Raw genomic sequence first — 16,868 nt, 5'->3', positions numbered from 1 at the left:
CCGGTCGCGTCCATGTCCACGCTCCTTGCCGCGCTCTATCTGCTGCTGATGGCCGCTTTGGGCTGGCGGCTGTTCCTGATGGCATGGTCGCGCGCGTTGAAGATCGCCGTGGCCGCCACTCTGATCCTGCCCATCCCGGCCTTGTTCCTGCTGCCTGCCCTGATGCACCCTGATCGCCCCTTTGCCGATCTGCTGGGCCTGATCGGCGCTGCGCTGGCCATCAGCGGCGTGGCCGCGCTGCTGCTTGGCATGGCGGGCGCGTGGCTCAAGGCGCGCAGGACATGAGCTTCCGCGCGCAAATTCTGACGCTCTACCCGGACATCTTTCCCGGCCCCCTGGGCACATCGCTCGCCGGACGGGCGCTGGCCGAGGGAAAGTGGGCCTGCGATCCCATCCACATCCGCGATTTCGCAACGGACAGGCATCGCACCGTCGATGATACGCCCGCGGGCGGCGGCGCGGGCATGGTGCTGCGCCCGGACATTCTGGGCCTCGCCATCGATCATGCGCTGGAAAAGGCCCCGGACCTGCCCGTCATCGCCATGACCCCGCGCGGCGCGCCCATCACGCAGGCCCGTGTCCGCGCGCTGGCGGCAGGGCCGGGGGCCACCATCCTTTGCGGCCGGTTCGAAGGCTTTGACGAGCGTATTTTCGATGCGCGGTCCATTGAACAGATCAGCATGGGCGACATCATCCTTTCCGGTGGAGAGATGGGGGCGCTGATGCTGCTGGATGCTTGCATTCGCTTGCTTCCCGGAGTAATGGGCGCGGCTTCAAGTGGGGATGAAGAAAGCTTCGAAAGCGGCCTTCTGGAATATCCGCACTACACCCGGCCCGCTCTGTGGGAAGGGCGCACGATCCCTGAAGTGTTGCGATCGGGGGATCATGCGAAAATCGCCGCCTGGCGGAAACAAAGGGCGGAGGAAGATACACGGCTAAGGCGGCCGGACCTTTGGGAACGCCATATCGGCGTTCGGGACCAGCCGCCCTCTGGTGCGCAACGCGAAAAGTAGGACTTGAGCAATGAACTTGATCCAGCAGATCGAGGCCGAAAACATCGCGGCCCTCGCCAAGGATATTCCCGAATTCCGCCCCGGTGACACGCTTCGCGTCGGCGTGAAGGTCGTCGAAGGCGAACGCAGCCGCGTCCAGAATTACGAAGGCGTCTGCATCGCCCGCTCCAACAAGGGCATGGGCAGCAATTTCACCGTGCGCAAGATTTCGTTCGGTGAAGGCGTGGAACGCGTATTCCCGCTTTATTCGCCGAACATCGATTCGATCACGGTCGTCCGCCGTGGCGTCGTGCGTCGTGCAAAGCTCTATTATCTGCGTGGCCGCACCGGCAAGCGCGCTCGCATCGCCGAGCGCCGCGACGTCCGCACCGAGGATTGATTCCTCGCAGCCATCGCTGATGGATTACAGACAGGCGGCGCTCCCCGGAGCGCCGCCTGTTTTCGTGTGGGCCTTTGTCCGGGCCGAAAGCCGATCAGGACGATTGCCGCCCCGCTGTCGGGCGACGCCCGATAATCAGGCTGCGATGAACATATCCGCGTCGATCGCCATCAGGCTTTCCGCGCCGCTCTCGATCTTGCGGCGCAGCGCGCCTGCGTCGGGCATGATCCGTTCGGCAAAGAAGCGCGCGGTGACCAGCTTCGCTTCCAGATAGCGGGCATCGCCTTCGCCTGCCTCAAGCAGGCTCGCAGCCGCCTTCGCCATGCGCAGCCACATCAGGCCCGTCGCGACGATGCCCAATATGTGCATGTAATGAACTGCGCCAGCACCCGCATTGTCGGGGTTCTGCATCGCGTTCTGCATCAGCCACATGGTCGCCGCCTGCAATTGCCCGCTCGCCTTCTCCAACGCCTCGGCAAAGGGCGCGATCTTGTCATTGCCCTTCGCTTCCGCAACTTCGGTGGCGACGATCTTCAGGAAGGCCTGCAACGCGCGGCCGCCATGCATCGCCAGCTTGCGGCCGACCAGGTCCATCGCCTGAATGCCGTTCGTGCCTTCGTAAATCTGGGCGATGCGGGCGTCGCGCACATATTGTTCGGCGCCATTTTCCCATATGTAGCCATGGCCGCCAAATACCTGCTGGCACATGACCGCGACGTCGAAACCCTTGTCGGTGCCATAGCCTTTCAGGACCGGGGTCAGCAATTGCGCCATGTCCTCGGCAGCCTGCCTTTCTTCCTCGGTCGCGGCATGCTGGGCCAGATCGACCTGCAACGCACCCCATAGCATCAGCGCGCGCAGCCCTTCGGTCAGCGCCTTGGCTTCCATCAGCATCCGGCGAACATCGGGATGGACGAACAGCGTGTCGGCCTTTTCCTCGACGTCCTTGGCTCCGGTCAGCGCACGGCCCTGCCGCCGCTCGCGCGCATAATGGACCGCGTTCTGGAACGCCAGTTCGGCCTGGCCCAGCCCCTGCATGCCGACCCACATGCGCGCGGCGTTCATCATGATGAACATGGCGGCCAGGCCCTTATTCTCCTCGCCCACCATCCATCCGGTCGCGCCGTCATAATTCATGACGCATGTCGCGTTGCCGTGAATGCCCATCTTGTGCTCAAGCGACCCGCAGGACACGGGGTTGCGATCGCCCAGCGATCCGTCCTCGTTCACCAGCACCTTGGGCACCACGAACAGCGAGATGCCCTTGCTGCCTTCCGGCGCATCCGGGGTCTTGGCGAGGACGAGGTGGATGATGTTCTCGGTCAAATCCTGCTCGCCCGACGAAATGAAGATCTTTGTGCCGGTTATCGCATAGCTGCCGTCATCCTGCGGCACGGCCTTGGTCTTGATAAGGCCAAGGTCGGTGCCCGCGTGCGGTTCGGTCAGGTTCATCGTGCCGGTCCATTTGCCCGACACCATGTTGGGGATATATTTCTGCTTCAGTTCGTCGCTGCCCTTGGCCAGCAGGGCGGATACCGCGCCGCTGGTCAGGCCGTGATACATTTCAAAGCTGTGATTGGCCGACAGCACATATTCGCCCACGGCCGATGCGACGACGTTCGGCAGGCCCTGTCCGCCATATTCCACGGGCGCATGCAGCGTCGTCCAGCCGCCCTCCACATAAGTATCGAAAGCCTGCTTGAATCCGGGAGGCGTCGTCACGCTGCCATCGGGATGACGGATGCATCCTTCCTTGTCGCCCACCGCGTTCAGGGGGAACAGCACTTCCTGCGCCATCTTCCCGCCTTCGGCCAGGATCGCTTCCACCAGATCAGGCGTGGCATTTTCAAAACCGGGCAGATTGGCATAGCGGTCGAGACCCACGACATGGTCCAGCACGAAACGGGTTTCGCGAAGCGGGGGGTATAGCTGGGCATGATCTTCTCTCCGGGCTTGTTCTTTTTGCGGGGCGTCGGGGTTCAGGACTTGTCGATCGCCCCTATGAAGTCGGACAGTTCGGCGATCGCGGCGTCGATATCCGCCTTCTGCCGGGTGAGCAGCTCGATCCGCGCCCGGCATTTTGCGACAGTGACGCGCCGCTGCTCTTCATGTTCCTCGTCCGCGTCATACAGGTCGATCATCTCGCGGATGTCGGCCAGGCTGAAGCCCACCCTCTTGCCCCGCAATATCCAGGCCAGGCGAGCGCGATCGCGGCGCGAATAGACGCGCGCCAGACCATGGCGTTCAGGCGCGATCAGCCCTTCATCCTCATAGAAGCGCAACGCACGCGCGGTGACGCCGAACTCTTCCGACAGGTCGGTGATGCTATAGCTCTGCCGTTCCTCATGATCGGGCAATTCGATGCCCGCGATGCTGCTGCGCTGGTCCATGGCCCCTAGCTAGGAGACGTTTACGTTAACGTCAAGTATGATCCTGCCGCCCCGCCAAAACCGTTTCATTTCGCTATTTCCTTCATTAATTCACAAATCCCGGACAATTTGTCCTGATGACAGCGCCTCCCCTCGTCGCTAAGCGAGCCGCATCATGTTGGGGGCAATCAGACAGTCGGAAAGCGCACGTGGCCTGCTGGCCGCGCTGGCTCTGCTCGTGCTCGCCATCCAGCTGATCGCGCCGTCCGGTTTCATGCCGGTCCGCACCGAACGCGGCGTGGTGGTGACGCTCTGCACCGGGCAAGGCGCCATCAACATGATCGTCGATCGCGATCAGACGCCCCATCGTCAGGATGATGGCGCGCAGGTTCAGCAACATTGCGCCTTTGCCGCTTCCGTCCAGCCCGTCGTCCCGCCGCTGGCGTTGGCCGACCTGCCGCTGTCAGCCTGGCAGCTTGCGTTCGGGCCGATCGCCTTTGCCCTCAAGACCGGGCGGATCGCGCGTCTGGCTGCGCCCCCGCCACCTTCATCCGGGCCACCCGTAGCCTCCTGAAAACCAGCTTGTTTCCGCGCGTTCGCGCGCGCCCTGTTTTCTTGAGGTTTGTCATGTCTGCTATTTCCGTCGTGCGCGGCGTTTCGCTGTGCGCCCTTGCCTGCTCGTTCCTGTCCGTTCCCGCCCTGGCCGATGAAGCGGCGGAGCAGAGCGGCATCATCGTCACCGCCAACCCCGTGATCGACGCCGCTGCCGGGCGCGTTCACAGCACCGCCGGGGGCGCGAATGTGGTCCCTGCGCAGGAGTTCGAAGACAAGCTGGCCGTGTCTCTTCGCGATGCGCTGAACTTTTCGGCGGGGGTCTATACGCAGCCGCGCTTTGGTCAGGAGGTGCGTATATCCATCCGAGGCTCCGGCTTGTCGCGCGGTTTCCACATGCGCGGCCTGACGCTGCTTCAGGATGGCATTCCGATCAACATGGCCGACGACAATGGTGATTTCCAGGAACTGGACCCGCAGGTTTTCCAGCATCTGGAGGTTTATCGCGGCGGCAATGCGTTGCGCGTGGGTGGATCCACATTGGGCGGCGCGATCAACGCCGTGACGCCTACCGGGCGGACCGCACCGGGGGCGGAGTTGCGGATCGACGGCGGCTCCTTCGACACGCAACGCGCCAAGGCCGCCTATGGCTATGCCAATGATCGGGGGGATGCGTGGGCGGCAATCACCGCCGACCGGTCCGATGGAGACCGCGACCATGGACGGCGCAAGGCGCTGCGCTTCAACGGCAATGTCGGATTGCAGTTGAGCGATCGGGTGGAGACGCGCTTCTACGCCAGCGTTCAGTCGATCCGGCAGGAGTTGTCCGGCGCTCTCACCGAGGCCGATGCACTGAACAACCCCGCGAAGGGCAATTTCATCGGCGATCAGGCGCGCGACATCGATTCGATCCGGCTGCAGAACCGTACCACCGTGCGACTGGAAGCCGGCCAGCTGTCCTTTGGCGCCTATTATAACAGCAAGTCTCTCGACCACCCGATCTATCAGGTGGTGGACCAGAAGTCGGAAGATCGCGGTCTTTTCGCCAGCCTCGACCTGACAGGTGAAGTCGGCAACCTCCCTGTTGCGCTGACGCTGGGCAGCCAAGCTCGCTTTGGCCGAGGCGATTTCCGACAGTTCGTCAATGTGAACGGCAAGGCGGGAGCGCTCACCTCGCTCCAGAAGGCCCGCGCCCTGACAATCAACAGCTATGGCGAAGCACGGGTTGCGCCGGTCCGGGGGCTATGGCTGATAGCGGGCGGCATCTACACCCATGGCGAGCGACAGTTGGACAATCGCCTTGTCCCGGCGCGCAGCGGGGACGCGAAGTTCGATGGCTTCGCACCGAAATTCGGCCTGTTGTTCGAACCGTCCCAGACCATGCAATTCTATGCGAATTACAGCAGGTCGGTAGAACTGCCCGGCTTTATCGAACTGGGACAGCCCGTGACTGGCCCAGGTGGCGTGGCGCTGCCCGGTTTCACGCCGCTGGAACCGCAGAGGGCATGGACGGCAGAGATTGGCACACGCGGCAACTGGGGCATCGCGCGCTGGGACGTCAGCTTTTACCGTGCGGACATCAAGGGGGAACTGCTGCAATATAATGTGCAGGCAGGGGTGATCCCGGCCGCGACCTTCAATGCCGGTCGCACGCGCCATCAGGGCATCGAAGCCGGGCTGGACCTGATGCTTGCGCCCTGGGCGGTGTTGCGGCAGGTGTATCAGTATAACGACTTCCGTTTTCGGGGCGATGCGCAGTTCGGCGACAACCGACTGCCGGTGGTCCCGCGCCATGTCTATCGCGGGGAAATCCGGCTGGGGACGGAGCGGATGAGCATTTCCCCCGCAGTTGAATGGGTGCCGCAGGGCGCATGGGTCGATTACCGGAACAGCAAGCGGGCGAACGGCTATGCGACGATCAACGTCGGCGCTCAGGCAGAGCTGCAGCCGGGTGTGACCATGTTCCTTGATGCGCGCAATCTGACGAAGAAGCGAGCGGTCGGCGACATCGGGGCAGTGGTGAGCTATAACGGCCAGGCGGCTTTCTATCCCATTGAGCGGCGCGCCATCTATGCGGGGCTGCGCGCCGATTTCTGAGGCAGGCGTCTCTGAAAAGGCGGCGGCCTATCCTCTTGAGGGGGTGGAGCGGGGCGGGGATTAGGGCTAGAGGCGGCGTCATGTTGCGTCTTACCGGTCTGAAACTCCCTCTCGACCACCCGGCCGAGGCAATGCCCGCCGCCATCTGCGAACGGCTGGGCATCGAGGCGGCGGAACTGATCCACCACGTCATCGCCCGCCGGGGTAATGACGCGCGCCGGAAGAACGCCATCCAGCTTGTCTATACTGTCGATGTCGAACTGACCGATGAGCAGGCTGTGCTGGAAAGGCTTGCCAGCGATCATGATGTCCGGCCGCGCCCTGACACCGACTACCGCTTCGTCGCGCAGGCGCCGCAGCAATGGTCGGGCAAGCGCCCGGTCGTGGTGGGTGCGGGGCCGTGCGGGCTTTTTGCGGGATTGATCCTCGCGCAGATGGGCTTTCGCCCCATCATCCTTGACCGCGGAAAGGTGGTGAGGGAACGGACGAAAGACACATGGGGCCTGTGGCGCCGTGGGAAACTCGATCCCGACAGCAATGTGCAGTTCGGGGAGGGCGGCGCGGGCACCTTTTCCGACGGCAAGCTCTATTGCCGGGTGAAGGACCCCCGTTTTCTGGGGCGCAAGGTGCTGGAGGAATTTGTTGCGGCAGGCGCTCCCGACGACATATTGACTGAGGCGCATCCCCATATCGGCACCTTTCGGCTGGTCACCATGGTGGAAAGCCTGCGTCGCCAGATCGAAGCGCTTGGGGGCGAATATCGCTGGCAGCACAAGGTCGAGGAACTGGAGCTGGAACGACAGGGCGACGGCGCGCAGCGCCTGCGCGGCCTCCATCTGTCTGATGGCAGCTTCATCGAGACGGATCATGTGGTGCTAGCCGTCGGGCACAGTGCGCGGCCCACGTTCGAGATGCTGCACAAGCGCGGCGTGCATATCGAGGCCAAGCCCTTTTCGATCGGCGTGCGGATCGAACATCCTCAGGGTTGGATCGACCGGGCGCGCTTCGGCAAATGCGCAGGGCATCCGGTGCTGGGGGCGGCCGCCTACAGTTTGGCGCACCATTGCGAGAATGGCCGCACTGTCTACAGTTTCTGCATGTGTCCCGGCGGTCGCGTGGTGGCCGCGACATCGGAAGAGGGCCGGGTCGTTACCAACGGCATGAGCCAGTATAGCCGGGCGGAGTTCAACGCCAATTCCGGTCTGGTCGTGGGGATCGAACCGCATCGGGATTATCCCGATGGACCGCTGGCGGGCATAGATCTTCAGCGGCGATGGGAAAGCGAAGCCTTTCTCGCAGGGGGATCCTCCTACCAGGCTCCAGCGCAGAAGGTGGGTGATTTCCTGGCGGGGCGTGCTTCGACCGAGTTGGGGGAGGTCGTTCCCTCCTACAAGCCCGGCGTTACAATGACGGACCTGTCGCGCTGCTTGCCTCCCTTCGTGATCGAGGCTTTCCGCGAGGCTCTGCCAATGTTCGGGCGTCAGATCGCCAATTACGACCATCCAGATGCCGTCATGACGGGAGTGGAAACCCGAACATCCTCTCCGATCCGGATCACGCGGGGGAAAGATTTTCAAAGCCTGAACGTCGCTGGGCTTTATCCGGCGGGGGAAGGGGCCGGCTATGCCGGGGGCATTTTGTCGGCAGCGATCGATGGGATCAAGGTCGCGGAAGCCGTGGGGCTGGCGATCACGCGCTGAGGATAAGGAACAGTTCAACCGAGTCGCCCCAGCATAGGCGCAACGGCAATCCTGCAAAAACCCTTCATTGCGATGCCTTACGCACGCATCTTCACATGAAGAACCGGCTTTGAAAGATAAGTGTGGTTTGTTTGCAAGATGAAGCGCTGATGAAATAATGTTATGTCGATGACATCACTAAGCTATATTTGTTATCATCCCGCTCCTCTTTGCCATATATAGGCATCGCTGCTCTCGGCCGGCTCGACGCCGCCGCAGCGGCTCTCAAATGAAAATCGAAAAGCAAACAGAGGAGGCCTCTATGTACGCCAAGCCTGTGATAGCGGCGCTTTGCGCCTGCTTGATATTGCCCGCGGCTGCAAGCGCGCGGCAAGGAAACGGCCAACTGACAGTCGTCGCGCCTGACAAAGACGTAATAAGTCATGATAAATGGACAGACAGGGCAGCTTCAAAACTGTCGCGGAGCATCCGGCAGGCGACGTCCTTCTACCGGGACAGCGCTTCGACCGGCTACGCTCGCGTGCAGTTCAAGCTGGGAGAAGACGGCAGGCCGGAGAATGTCGCCTTGGCCGGTTCGTCCGAGTCGAGGAACGTCAATCGCATATCGATGCGTTCGATCCGGACCTTGGGCTCGCTCTACCCATTGCCGCAGGATGTCAGGCCAGGCGCAAAATTCGAAGCATGGGTCATTGTCGCTGGCGACGCCGCGGAGCGAGAGATCATGTTGACAAGCCTGCGTGCCGAGCACCGGGCGCAGACATTCGCGCAAGCGCCAGAGGATCGCCCGATACTTCTCGCGCTCCGCTGACCGTGGACCTTCGTCGTAAGGAGAGGGCGCATCCCGCACCTTCCTGTCCGCCGTGAAACTTCTGCCAGAGGGCGGCGTTCTTCCCGTCATGCGCCGCCTTCATTTTGACCTCCATAACGGCACCGGCTTTACCGCGGACGAGGAGGGTCGTGAAATGGAGGACGACGCCGATCCCCGCGCCTTCGCCATTCGCAGCATTCGCTCGATCCTGAGCGAGGAAGTCATGATGGGCGTCGTGGATCTAACGGGTTGGATCGACATCAGGAGCGAGACCGGTATACAGTTCGGACGAGTTACCTTCAGCGAGGCTGTGTGTCTCCGGCTCGAACCAGGAGGCAGCGATGATAGAGGCGCATCTCGCCAAGCTTAGGTTCCGGCATCCGGTTTCCGACGAGGAAGAGCAGGCGATCCGCGCAATCGTCCCACCTGCGCGGCATGTCGCGCGCAACACCACCGTAGTGCATGAGGGCGAACGGTTGGAAGCAAGCACCCTGCTGCTCGATGGCATGATGTGTCGCCTAAAGGATCTGGCGGACGGGAAAAGGCAGATCACGCAGATCCATGTCGCTGGCGATTTCGTCGACATTCATGGGTTCACGCTCAAGCGCCTGGAACATGAAGTGATGGCGCTGACCGAGTGCAAGTTGAGTCTCGTTCCGCACGAAGAAATTCGCCAGTTGATTGAACGATGGCCCCGATTGGGTCGGCTCTATTGGTTCAGCACCAATCTGGACGCGTCCATGAATCGCGAGTGGGAATTGTCCCTGGGGCAAAGGTCGGCGGTGGAGCGATTGGCCGCGCTCTTATGCGAAATCCATATCCGGCTGGGTGTGGTGGGCAAGGCTGATGGACGTTTCAACCTGGGGATGAGTCAGGCTCAACTGGCCGATAGCCTGGGAATGACGGCGGTTCACGTCAATCGCACATTGCGCATGTTACGCGACCAGCGCCTGCTTGCCTATCGGCGGGGAGAGGTGGAGATACTCGACCTGGAAGGATTGAAAGCCGTGGCGGAGTTTGACGACCGCTATCTTTACCTGAACCCTGACCCACTTTGAGGCGGACGAGTAAGCGAAAAAAAGGGCGGCATCCGAAGATACCGCCCCATTCCAGCTGTGCTGGACCGGACAGCTCCGCACGAGGCGGAGCCGGGCCGATTACTTGAGCTCGACGGTCGCGCCGGCTTCTTCAAGCTGCTTCTTGAGCTTCTCGGCTTCGTCCTTGCTGACGCCTTCCTTGACAGCCTTGGGCGCGCCTTCGACGAGCGCCTTGGCTTCGGTCAGGCCCAGGCCGGTGATGGCGCGGACTTCCTTGATGACGTTGATCTTCTTGCCACCGTCGCCGGTGAGAACGACGTCGAATTCCGACTGCTCTTCAGCGGCCGGAGCGGCAGCGGCAGCGGCCGGGCCAGCGACGGCGACGGCAGCGGCGGCGGAAACGCCCCACTTTTCTTCCAGAGCCTTCGAGAGTTCAGCGGCTTCGAGGACGGTCAGGGCCGAGAGCTGATCGACCAGTGCGTTGATGTCTGCCATGTTAATATTCCCTTCTGGGTGGGGCATGTGCCCCTAAAACAAGAGTTGAAAACGTTATTCCGAAAAAGACCGGCCAATCAGGCCGCGTCCTTCTCCGCATAGGCGTTGAAGACCCGCGCGAGCTGCGCAGCCGGTGCCTGGGTGACGGTCGCGAGCTTGGTCGCGGGTGCAACGAGCAGCCCAACGATCTTCGCACGCAGTTCATCCAGCGACGGCATCGAGGCGAGCGCCTTGACGCCCTCCGCGTTCAGCAGCACTTCACCCATCGCGCCACCAACGATCTCAAGCTTGTCGTTGGTCTTGGCGAACTCGACCACAACCTTGGCGGCTGCGACCGGATCGGCCGAGGTGGCAAGGCCGACTGGGCCGGTCAGCAGTTCGCTGAGGCCGGTATAGTCAGTGCCATCAAGGGCGATGCGGGCGAGGCGGTTCTTCGTAACCTTGTAGGACGCACCGGCTTCGCGCATCTTCTGGCGCAGGACAGTCGACTGAGCGACGGTCATGCCGAGGTTGCGGGTCACGACGACCACGCCAACTTCTGCCAGTTCTGCGTTCAGCGCGGAAACGACCTCAGCTTTCTGATTACGATCCATGCCATTCTCCACTTCATGTCCATCGGACGACCCGATGAACGGCAAAAACCCGCGCCGGAACGCGGGGCATTGGTCCGAAGGGGAGAGATCGACTGGCCCGCATCCTCATGGGAAAACAGGCAGACCCGGACAGGGCAAAAGGCCCGGCCGGTAAAGAACTTTTCCCCGTCTAGGCCGGAAATTAAGAAGGGCAAATTCCCTTCACCGACTGTCTCGGACGGAAGACTCCGAAGAGTCTGCTGGCGGCGCACCTACAGAATAGGACGCTTTCTGTCACGCGGAATCTGGAGCGGTTCGGGAGAGGCGCGGAAAAGCGAGGTTTTTGCCCGAAGTTCACAGTGTATGCGCGCGCGTACGCAGGCGCGCGTAGGCGGCGTGGGAGGCGGTTGGACATTTCAAAGACTGGGCTGCGATAGGCGGGTTGGGGTGGTGTAGGACAGCGAGAATGGGTCGGTACGGCGGTAATAGGATGCTTTTTGTAGGGGGCGTGGCTGTGGGGTGACAGTTTGGGTGGGTTAGGTTGGGAGCGGGGTGGCGGTGCCGCTTGGGCTTTTCGATTTGCGGATGAGAGAATAGCGGGACCCCGGATCAAGTCCGGGATGACGGGATGACGGGGTGACGGGGTGACGGGGGAGGCAGCAGTTCCGCTTCATCCCGCCCTACACCCGGTCCGCCTGCGCCACCGTTTCCAGTGCGCGGAGGGCGGAGAGGATGCGGTTCAGATGCTGGGCGTCGGCGACTTCCAGGTCGATGATGTCGGTGTGGAAGGGGCCTTCGCGGTTCACCAGTTGCAAGTTGAGGATGTTCGCCTTGGTCGCGCCGAACACATTGGCGACGGCGGCCAGCGCACCGGGCTGGTTCTTGACGATGACCTGGAGGCGGGCGGTGCCGCCCTTCGACTTGCTGTCCCAGGCGAGGTCGATCCAATCGTCGTCCTGCCCGGCCTCGAGCGAGCGGCAGTCGATCGTGTGGACCTCGATCGGTTCGCCGGTGCGGCGCACGCCGACGATGCGGTCGCCGGGCACGGGGTGGCAGCAGTCGCCCAGATGATAGGCGATGCCCGGCGTCAGGCCGCGGATCGACACCGGAGCATGCTGACGTGGATGGGCTTCTTCCATGCCCTCCGCGCTCGTCGATCCTGGCACAAGGGCTTCCATGACCTCTGAATCGCGCAGGCGATGGGTGGCGATGGCGATCATCAGCGCGCCGCGATCTTCAAGCTTCAGGCGTTTGAGCGCGGCCTTGAGCGCCTTCTCTCCCAATTCGCTGGCCAGTTCCGGGGAAAGGCGGCCGATGATTTCGTCATACAGCTTTTCACCGAGCGCGATTTCCTCGCCGCGCTGCTTCTGCCGGATGAAGCGGCGGATGGCCGCCCGCGCCTTGCCCGTAACGGCAAAGGTCAGCCAGCCCGGTTGCGGCTCCTGGCCTTCCGATTTCAGGATCTCGACCTGGTCGCCATTCTCCAGCGGCGTACGCAGGGGAACCACCCGGCCATTGACCTTTGCGCCGACCGTCTGGTTGCCCAGTGATGTGTGGACGGCATAGGCGAAATCGACCGGGGTCGATCCCTTGGGCAGCTGGTGCAGCTCGCCCTTGGGGGAAAAGGCGAAGATGCGGTCCTGATACATCGCCATGCGTGTATGTTCGAGCAGCTCGTCGGCGTCCTGGCTCTGTTCCAGTATCTCGACCAGGTCGCGCAGCCACGCTGCATGATGGTCGCCCGCATCGCCCTTCTGCTTGTATGCCCAATGCGCCGCCAGCCCCAGTTCCGCATCATGATGCATGTCGCGGCTGCGGATTTGCACCTCGATGCGGGCATTGTCCTGATGAATGACTGTCGTGTGAAGCGAACGGTAGCCGTTGCGCTTGGGGGTGGAGATATAATCTTTGAACCGCCCCGGCACCATCTTGTAAGTCTGATGGATGACGCCCAGCGCCTGGTAGCAATCCTCGGTCGTTTCAGTGATGACGCGGAACGCCATGACATCGGTCAGCTGTTCGAAGCTGATGTGCCGCTCCTGCATCTTCTTCCAGATGGAGAAGGGGTGCTTTTCCCGGCCCGAGACGGTGACGGACAGGTCGTTGCTGCCCAACAACAACTGCAATTCGGCGCCGATCCGGTCGACCTTGTCATGGCCCCCTTCCTTCAGCTGCTCCAGTCGCTTGGTGATGCTGTCATAGGCTTCCGGCTCCAGCTCGCGGAAAGCGAGCAGCTGCATTTCCCGCATGAAGTCGTACATGCCGATCCGCTCGGCGAGCGGCGCATAGATGTCCATCGTCTCCCGGGCGATGCGGCGGCGCTTGGTCTCATTCTTGATGAAATGCAGCGTGCGCATATTGTGGAGGCGGTCGGCGAGCTTGACCAGTAGCACGCGGATGTCGTCGGACATGGCGAGCAGGAACTTGCGGAGGTTTTCCGCCGCCCGCTCATTTTCCGACATCGCTTCGATCTTGGATAGCTTGGTGACGCCATCGACCATGCGCGCAACATCCTTGCCGAACGCGCTTTCAATCTCCTCATAGGTGACGAGCGTGTCTTCGATCGTGTCGTGCAGCAGCGCCGTGACGATGGTCTGATCGTCCAGGCTGAAATCGGTGAGAATGCCCGCAACCTCAATCGGGTGACTGAAATAAGGGTCGCCGCTGGCGCGTTTCTGCGACCCGTGTTTCTGGACGGAAAAGACGTAGGCGCGGTTGATCATCGCCTCGTCCGCATCGGGATCGTAGCGCTTCACACGCTCAACAAGTTCATATTGACGCAGCATCGTAGTCCGATTGTCCGGGAAGCATCTTGCTGTGCAACAAAAAAATCCCATCTTGCCTTAAAATAGCTGCGCTTTTGCAACGGCTGTGGCTTTGAGCTATCTAGGCGGGACGATGAAGCACATTCTGGCGCAAGATCTGGAACAATGCGCGCTCCCGAGCGCGCTGGAGGCTATGGGCGAACGCTGGTCGTTTCTTATCTTGCGGGGCGCCCTGTCCGGCATCCGGCATTTCGAGGAATTTCAATCGACCCTGGGCATAGCCCGCAACATCCTGGCCAATCGCCTGGCGCGGCTGGTGGAAAATGGCATCATGCTGCGTCAGCCGATGCAGTGCGACCGGCGCAAGATCGAATATCGCCTGACCGAAAAGGGCCGGGAACTCGCGCCCGTGATGATCGCGCTGCGGCAATGGGGGGAAAAGTGGGGCTGTGGTCCGGTGTCCTGTCAGGTGCTGGCGGACCGGCGCGATGGCCAGCCGATCCGGAAGATGACCATCCAGGCGCATGATGGGCGGCCGCTTGAACTGAGCGACCTGGTATGGCTGTGCCCGGACGAGATCACTCCGATGGATGAGGAGTCGGCCGCAGCCGCCTGACGTGGCGACGGCGCGCAGTCGAGGCATGCACGTTGCACTGGGCGGTTGAGCCCCTTCACAAAAAAGCGGTTCCCACTTTTTTGCCGGATGTTCTAGGCTGGCGCCAATGTCTGTGCATCGCATCCAGCCTCAGCCCTTCTTCGCTGACAAGAACCGCGCCTTCTGGAACCTGCAATCGGCGGGGTGGGCGGGCGCCTTCCTGTTGCGGGGTTCATCAACCATCGCCAATGGCCAGCCGCTCTCCAGCCTGATCCCCGTGATGATCTCTACCGTGACCGGCTATTCGGTCACATTGCTGATCGCGGTGATCTTCCGGTTTTTGCAAAAGCAGCGTCCTATCGTCACCTGGGGCGCCTCGATCGTAACTGTAGTCGTGGCGGCGGGGCTGGTGGCGTTCATCGACGCATGGGTCTTTTCCACCCAGAATCGTGCGAGCGAGACAGCGGGGCTGCAGTTGTTCCTTGGCGCCTTCTATCTCAGCATCACCCTGCTGGGCGCTTGGTCGGCGCTCTATTACGCCATCAACTTCTACCTGACGGTAGAGGAACAGGCAGACCAACTGCTGCGCCTTGAAAATCAGGCTTCCAGCGCGCAACTGGCCATGCTGCGCTATCAGCTCAATCCGCATTTTCTGTTCAATACGCTCAACAGCATATCGACGCTTGTGCTATTGAAGCAGACGGATCGGGCCAATGCGATGCTCTCGCGCCTGTCCTCGTTCCTGCGCTATACGCTTATCAACGAACCCACCGCGCAGGTGACCATCGAACAGGAGGTGGAGACGTTGAAGCTCTATCTTGAGATCGAGAAGATGCGGTTCGAGGACAGGTTGCGACCCGTCTTTAACATTGACCCGGCAGTGGCCCAGTCGCGGCTGCCTTCCCTGCTTCTCCAGCCGTTGGTTGAAAACGCGATCAAATATGCGGTTACCCCCAAGGAAGAAGGGGCGGAAATATCCATTACGGCGCAGCCTGCCGGTGAAAACGTCCGGGTCATCGTATCGGATACCGGTCCGGGATTGAACGAGGGGTTCATGCGTCCAAACACTCCTCTGAGCGAAGGGACAGGCGTTGGCCTGGCAAACATCCGCGATCGCCTGATTCAGGCGTTCGGGGAACGACAGAGCTTTGAAACGCGTTCCACGCCGAGCGGCTTCTCGGTCCAGATCGAAATGCCGCTTAACCTGGATGAACCATCGAAAGTGGCCGCATGACCATAAGAACAATCCTCGTCGATGACGAAAGCCTGGCTATCCAAGGCCTCAAGCTGCGTCTGGAAGCGCATGAGGATGTCGAAATCGTAGAAACATGCTCGAACGGCCGCGAAGCCATTCGCGCCATCAAGACGCATAAACCCGACCTTGTGTTCCTTGACATCCAAATGCCTGGATTCGACGGCTTTTCGGTTGTCCAGGGGCTGATGGAAGTCGAACCGCCGCTGTTCATTTTCTGCACCGCCTATAGCGATCACGCGATCCGCGCCTTTGAAGCGCAGGCGGTCGATTATCTGATGAAGCCGGTGGACGAAGGCCGCCTCGCCGATGCGCTGGACCGTGTGCGGCAGCGTCTGTCCGAAAAGAAGCAGGTGCAGGAAGCGGAAAAACTGCGCGAGGTGCTGGCGGAAGTTGCGCCGGATGCGATGACCGAGTTCAACGCCGGCGGCGATGAGGATGCGCCGTCGTCCAATCGCTTCGAAAAGCTCATCAACATCAAGGATCGGGGACAGATATTCCGTGTGGATGTCGATTCGATCGAGCGGATCGACGCGGCGGGCGATTATATGTGTATCTATACCGCCGACAATTCGCTGATCTTGCGCGAAACCATGAAGGATCTGGAGAAAAGACTGGATCCCAGGAATTTCCAGCGGGTGCATCGGTCGACGATCGTCAATCTGAGCCAGGTGCGGCAGGTGAAGCCGCATACCAATGGGGAATGTTTCCTGGTGCTGGAGTCGGGCGCGCAGGTGAAGGTCAGCCGTTCCTACAGGGACGTCGTCGCCCGGTTCGTGCATTAAGTTTCAACGGAAAACCCATTGCCGGTTGATGCCGAACATCACCGCCGGGGTCACGAAGATCATGGCCGGGATGGGCGACCATTCCGGCCATCGCATATGGGTGACGCAGAGGAATACCCATAGGGCGTTCAGCGCATAGCTGAGCAACGACACAACTACGAACTTCACGCCCCGCGCGGCGTGATTGCCATCGCCGCCCTGGCCGCGGAAGGTAAAGGCGCTGTGCGTCACATAGCCGATCATGACCGCAGCCAGATAGCCGATCCCATTGGCAACCTGCGGGTGCCATCCGGCCAGCGCTGCGAGCGTCCAGTAAACCACTGCCTGGCAGGCGGTGATGAACAGGCCGCTGATGCCATAGCGCACGACCTGCCAGAACAGGGCCCGTCTTTCCGGCGGCAGTCGTGACAGCAATTTCATGAAGGCCCCGTTGCGATTTGATGCGGAGC

The 16,868-nt window shown here is 61.6% G+C and carries 17 protein-coding genes and 1 pseudogene; 12 read left to right on the top strand and 6 right to left on the bottom strand.

The annotated features are described in order from the left end of the window. Positions 1 to 12 precede the first annotated feature (12 nt). Genes B6S01_RS06025 through rplS form a run of 3 tightly spaced genes read left to right on the top strand, consistent with a single transcriptional unit; the run spans position 13 to position 1,392 of the window. On the top strand, positions 13 to 285 hold the full coding sequence (locus tag B6S01_RS06025; protein ID WP_037464796.1) for a hypothetical protein: 273 nt from the start codon (positions 13 to 15) through the stop codon (positions 283 to 285). Then, complete coding sequence (gene trmD / locus B6S01_RS06020; protein WP_037464799.1) at positions 282 to 1,013, top strand: tRNA (guanosine(37)-N1)-methyltransferase TrmD; 732 nt, start codon at positions 282 to 284, stop codon at positions 1,011 to 1,013. The genes B6S01_RS06025 and trmD overlap by 4 nt, the downstream gene beginning before the upstream one ends. 10 nt (positions 1,014 to 1,023) lie before the next feature. Further along, positions 1,024 to 1,392, top strand: a complete 369-nt coding sequence (gene rplS, locus B6S01_RS06015; protein ID WP_037464802.1) for a 50S ribosomal protein L19 — start codon at positions 1,024 to 1,026, stop codon at positions 1,390 to 1,392. Positions 1,393 to 1,527: 135 nt separating this feature from the next. Here rplS and B6S01_RS06010 read toward each other — a convergent pair. Continuing rightward, positions 1,528 to 3,329 (bottom strand): annotated as a pseudogene (locus tag B6S01_RS06010) (acyl-CoA dehydrogenase C-terminal domain-containing protein). Positions 3,330 to 3,371: 42 nt separating this feature from the next. Beyond that, on the bottom strand, positions 3,372 to 3,782 hold the full coding sequence (locus tag B6S01_RS06005; protein ID WP_037464809.1) for a MerR family transcriptional regulator: 411 nt from the start codon (positions 3,780 to 3,782) through the stop codon (positions 3,372 to 3,374). A gap of 154 nt (positions 3,783 to 3,936) precedes the next feature. Between B6S01_RS06005 and B6S01_RS06000 the strand changes: the two genes are divergently transcribed. The 6 genes from B6S01_RS06000 (at position 3,937) to B6S01_RS05975 (ending at position 9,976) form a co-directional block, all read left to right on the top strand. Continuing rightward, positions 3,937 to 4,335, top strand: a complete 399-nt coding sequence (locus tag B6S01_RS06000) for a DUF2946 family protein (RefSeq protein WP_037464814.1) — start codon at positions 3,937 to 3,939, stop codon at positions 4,333 to 4,335. Between the two features lie 53 nt (positions 4,336 to 4,388). Continuing rightward, positions 4,389 to 6,410, top strand: coding sequence for a TonB-dependent receptor family protein (locus tag B6S01_RS05995; RefSeq protein ID WP_037464817.1), 2,022 nt, complete (start codon positions 4,389 to 4,391; stop codon positions 6,408 to 6,410). 80 nt (positions 6,411 to 6,490) lie between these two features. Next, entirely contained in the window at positions 6,491 to 8,110 is a 1,620-nt protein-coding gene (locus B6S01_RS05990; protein ID WP_037464820.1) for an NAD(P)/FAD-dependent oxidoreductase, read from the top strand. Positions 8,111 to 8,411: 301 nt separating this feature from the next. Beyond that, positions 8,412 to 8,918 (top strand): energy transducer TonB family protein, encoded by a 507-nt coding sequence (locus B6S01_RS05985; protein WP_037464821.1) that lies wholly within the window; start codon positions 8,412 to 8,414, stop codon positions 8,916 to 8,918. A gap of 52 nt (positions 8,919 to 8,970) precedes the next feature. Next, positions 8,971 to 9,288 carry a DUF6894 family protein gene (locus B6S01_RS05980; protein ID WP_062792970.1) on the top strand — a complete coding sequence of 106 codons (318 nt, stop codon included), beginning with the start codon at positions 8,971 to 8,973 and terminating at the stop codon, positions 9,286 to 9,288. Then, a complete protein-coding gene (locus B6S01_RS05975; protein ID WP_037464827.1) occupies positions 9,260 to 9,976 on the top strand; it encodes a Crp/Fnr family transcriptional regulator in 717 nt (238 codons plus the stop codon). Before B6S01_RS05980 ends, B6S01_RS05975 begins: the two co-directional genes overlap by 29 nt. Positions 9,977 to 10,075: 99 nt before the next feature. On the opposite strand, the gene rplL is transcribed toward B6S01_RS05975, so the two are convergent. The 3 genes from rplL to B6S01_RS05960 all read right to left on the bottom strand — a co-directional run bounded on the left by rplL (position 10,076) and on the right by B6S01_RS05960 (position 13,808). Next, on the bottom strand, positions 10,076 to 10,450 hold the full coding sequence (gene rplL / locus B6S01_RS05970; protein ID WP_037464830.1) for a 50S ribosomal protein L7/L12: 375 nt from the start codon (positions 10,448 to 10,450) through the stop codon (positions 10,076 to 10,078). Positions 10,451 to 10,527: 77 nt separating this feature from the next. Beyond that, complete coding sequence (gene rplJ / locus B6S01_RS05965; RefSeq protein ID WP_037465225.1) at positions 10,528 to 11,043, bottom strand: 50S ribosomal protein L10; 516 nt, start codon at positions 11,041 to 11,043, stop codon at positions 10,528 to 10,530. Between the two features lie 659 nt (positions 11,044 to 11,702). After that, the gene (locus B6S01_RS05960) at positions 11,703 to 13,808 is read right to left on the bottom strand and encodes a RelA/SpoT family protein (RefSeq protein ID WP_037464833.1); all 2,106 of its coding nucleotides are present in this window, start codon (positions 13,806 to 13,808) and stop codon (positions 11,703 to 11,705) included. Between the two features lie 112 nt (positions 13,809 to 13,920). Between B6S01_RS05960 and B6S01_RS05955 the strand changes: the two genes are divergently transcribed. From B6S01_RS05955 to B6S01_RS05945, 3 genes are all read left to right on the top strand, one after another. Continuing rightward, a complete protein-coding gene (locus tag B6S01_RS05955; protein WP_037464836.1) occupies positions 13,921 to 14,403 on the top strand; it encodes a winged helix-turn-helix transcriptional regulator in 483 nt (160 codons plus the stop codon). A gap of 106 nt (positions 14,404 to 14,509) precedes the next feature. Further along, entirely contained in the window at positions 14,510 to 15,616 is a 1,107-nt protein-coding gene (locus B6S01_RS05950) for a sensor histidine kinase (protein ID WP_037464839.1), read from the top strand. Beyond that, positions 15,613 to 16,419, top strand: coding sequence for a LytR/AlgR family response regulator transcription factor (locus B6S01_RS05945; RefSeq protein ID WP_037464841.1), 807 nt, complete (start codon positions 15,613 to 15,615; stop codon positions 16,417 to 16,419). The genes B6S01_RS05950 and B6S01_RS05945 overlap by 4 nt, the downstream gene beginning before the upstream one ends. 3 nt (positions 16,420 to 16,422) lie before the next feature. On the opposite strand, the gene B6S01_RS05940 is transcribed toward B6S01_RS05945, so the two are convergent. Further along, positions 16,423 to 16,839, bottom strand: a complete 417-nt coding sequence (locus B6S01_RS05940) for a GtrA family protein (RefSeq protein WP_037464843.1) — start codon at positions 16,837 to 16,839, stop codon at positions 16,423 to 16,425. Between the last annotated feature and the right edge of the window lie 29 nt (positions 16,840 to 16,868).

The sequence above is a fragment of the Sphingobium herbicidovorans genome (genome assembly GCF_002080435.1).
Classification (GTDB): domain Bacteria; phylum Pseudomonadota; class Alphaproteobacteria; order Sphingomonadales; family Sphingomonadaceae; genus Sphingobium; species Sphingobium herbicidovorans.
This window is presented reverse-complemented; position numbering and strand designations above follow the sequence as displayed.

Bases quoted from the DNA above. Each gene is read 5' to 3' on its own strand.
- rplL (WP_037464830.1), bottom strand. From the start codon at position 10,450: ATGGCAGACATCAACGCACTGGTCGATCAGCTCTCGGCCCTGACCGTC.
- B6S01_RS05940 (WP_037464843.1), bottom strand. From the start codon at position 16,839: ATGAAATTGCTGTCACGACTGCCGCCGGAAAGACGGGCCCTGTTCTGG.
- B6S01_RS05985 (WP_037464821.1), top strand. From the start codon at position 8,412: ATGTACGCCAAGCCTGTGATAGCGGCGCTTTGCGCCTGCTTGATATTG.
- trmD (WP_037464799.1), top strand. From the start codon at position 282: ATGAGCTTCCGCGCGCAAATTCTGACGCTCTACCCGGACATCTTTCCC.
- B6S01_RS05975 (WP_037464827.1), top strand. From the start codon at position 9,260: ATGATAGAGGCGCATCTCGCCAAGCTTAGGTTCCGGCATCCGGTTTCC.
- B6S01_RS05950 (WP_037464839.1), top strand. From the start codon at position 14,510: ATGTCTGTGCATCGCATCCAGCCTCAGCCCTTCTTCGCTGACAAGAAC.
- B6S01_RS05955 (WP_037464836.1), top strand. From the start codon at position 13,921: ATGAAGCACATTCTGGCGCAAGATCTGGAACAATGCGCGCTCCCGAGC.
- B6S01_RS05995 (WP_037464817.1), top strand. From the start codon at position 4,389: ATGTCTGCTATTTCCGTCGTGCGCGGCGTTTCGCTGTGCGCCCTTGCC.
- B6S01_RS06000 (WP_037464814.1), top strand. From the start codon at position 3,937: ATGTTGGGGGCAATCAGACAGTCGGAAAGCGCACGTGGCCTGCTGGCC.
- B6S01_RS06005 (WP_037464809.1), bottom strand. From the start codon at position 3,782: ATGGACCAGCGCAGCAGCATCGCGGGCATCGAATTGCCCGATCATGAG.
- rplS (WP_037464802.1), top strand. From the start codon at position 1,024: ATGAACTTGATCCAGCAGATCGAGGCCGAAAACATCGCGGCCCTCGCC.
- B6S01_RS05990 (WP_037464820.1), top strand. From the start codon at position 6,491: ATGTTGCGTCTTACCGGTCTGAAACTCCCTCTCGACCACCCGGCCGAG.
- rplJ (WP_037465225.1), bottom strand. From the start codon at position 11,043: ATGGATCGTAATCAGAAAGCTGAGGTCGTTTCCGCGCTGAACGCAGAA.
- B6S01_RS05960 (WP_037464833.1), bottom strand. From the start codon at position 13,808: ATGCTGCGTCAATATGAACTTGTTGAGCGTGTGAAGCGCTACGATCCC.
- B6S01_RS05945 (WP_037464841.1), top strand. From the start codon at position 15,613: ATGACCATAAGAACAATCCTCGTCGATGACGAAAGCCTGGCTATCCAA.
- B6S01_RS06025 (WP_037464796.1), top strand. From the start codon at position 13: ATGTCCACGCTCCTTGCCGCGCTCTATCTGCTGCTGATGGCCGCTTTG.